General features: G+C 41.5%; 2 protein-coding genes and 1 pseudogene. All 3 read left to right on the top strand.

The annotated features are described in order from the left end of the window. Positions 1-226: 226 nt before the first annotated feature. Positions 227-448: pseudogene (locus tag LG34_RS16885) on the top strand (ABC transporter ATP-binding protein); the annotation flags it as partial. A gap of 158 nt (positions 449-606) precedes the next feature. Continuing rightward, entirely contained in the window at positions 607-966 is a 360-nt protein-coding gene (locus LG34_RS16305; protein WP_109217016.1) for a hypothetical protein, read from the top strand. A 130-nt stretch (positions 967-1,096) separates the two neighbouring features. Then, positions 1,097-1,732: a stage V sporulation protein AA gene (locus LG34_RS16300; protein ID WP_109217015.1), complete on the top strand. Its 636-nt coding sequence runs from the start codon at positions 1,097-1,099 to the stop codon at positions 1,730-1,732. Positions 1,733-1,869 lie beyond the last annotated feature (137 nt).

Here is a 1,869-nt window from a genome sequence, read left to right as displayed (position 1 = left end):
TTCGCTGACCAGAATCACGCACCAAGTCTCACGTGCGTTCGACTTGAAACCGCTGGCTGGATGAAAATATTTGGATTTACAGATTAATAGATTACAGAAACAGTGAGAATAAATTTGTAAATCCTGTTTTTTTACAGGTGGGTTAGCTTTTACTAATGACAATTTACTATCAATAAAAAATGAAAAGATAGAAGGAGGGAGTTTGGTGAAAAAAGAGAAGAAACCATCTTATCTGGCGCACCAGCTGCCGGACAAAGCCGGAGCGATCGTGACGCCAGTTGCGTTGCTGATCATGCTGCTTGTATTTGACTGGCGGCTGGGGCTGCTCAGCTTACTTCCGGTTGTGGGCGCTTTTCTGGTGATGAGTTCCATGATGGGAAAAGAAATGCAGCGCAAAATGAAAGAATATCAGGATTCTCTGGAAAATATGTCCAACGAGGCTGTGGAAAATGAATCATTGATCCAGGCACAGTTACAGTCTGAAAATTGGAAAATTTAAAAATTGGAAAAATTAAAAATTGAATAATTTGAAAAAATCGCTCCATACTAACAGCAAAACAAAGTCATATAAACCGAATGTTTATAGTCTGGAAGGAGGAAATTTACATGTGTTGTAAATTGATGAAAAAGTGTTGCTGTTTAGTAGTGATCGCCATGATCGCGGGAGCGGTTTTTTATTTTTTATGTGGGTTAAAAGGTGACGATATGTACGAAGAAGGCAGTTTTGGAAAAAAGATGCAGGACAAAAAGAAAAAAGTAAAACAGGCGTGCGGATGTATGAAAGAGCAGGGAGAAGACATCGCAAAAGAACTGAAATTTGCGGCAGAATATTCCGCGGATGAAATGAAGGACAGCTGGAAACATGCGGGAGAGGCGGTGCGTCATGCCGCTAATGAAATCAAAGAGGATATGTCTGAGATGAAAGAATCCGCGCAGGCGGTTTTTGAAGACGCGGCAGAAGAATAAAAAGTAATGAATGAATCAGAGCACAGGTATTTTGGGCCAGGTTAAGAGCGATGCTGCTATAAGTGTGAAAAATAATAAGCAGTGAATGGATGCCAGGTTATGTGAATCTGTTTTGCTGGAAAGGAATCATATGGGTGCTTCGGGACAGACATTATATCTGAAGATTGAACAAAATTGTATTGTGTATGAGCGCAGTGTAAAACTGCAGGATATCGCATCGGTGGAGTGCACCGATGTGGGTATCCGCCGTCAGGTGCTGCAGGAGCAGATTTATCATTTCCACGGAAATGAAAAGAGCAGCTTCGTGCAGGTTTTTTCTATTTTATATATTATCCAGAAAATTCATGAAAAATATCCAACTCTGGAAATTGAAAACATTGGTGAGCCGGATTTTGTCATCCGCTATGTGCCGGATCCGGAAAAGAAAGCGGTGCAGTATTTCAAAACAGCGATCGTGTGTGTGATCCTGTTTTTCGGATCGGCATTTACAATCATGACATTTATCGAAGACGTTTCGGTTTCAAAGGTATTTGCCGCATTGCATACAAGGGTGACCGGGCAGACGTACACAGGTGTTGGTGCACTGGAAATCTGTTTTTGTATCGGGCTGGCGATTGGAATTATGGTCTTTTATAACCATGTGGGACATAAGAAGATCACGGATGATCCGACGCCGATTCAGGTGGCAATGCGCAAGTACGAACAGGATGTGGATACAACGTATATTGAAACCAGCAGTCGCAAAGGGAAGAATTATGATGTGTAAATATATTAATAAGCGCGGATATGTATAGTTGAGAAATAGATCAGTACGTGGATTTGATCTCAGTCTGAGTTGAGACTCCCACTTCTGTAAGTGGTGAGTAGTAACAAGTATTTCTCAGTGGGAGTTCAATCTCCGAC

The organism is Eubacterium ramulus (genome assembly GCF_003122485.1).
GTDB lineage: Bacteria > Bacillota > Clostridia > Lachnospirales > Lachnospiraceae > Eubacterium_I > Eubacterium_I ramulus_A.
This window is presented reverse-complemented; position numbering and strand designations above follow the sequence as displayed.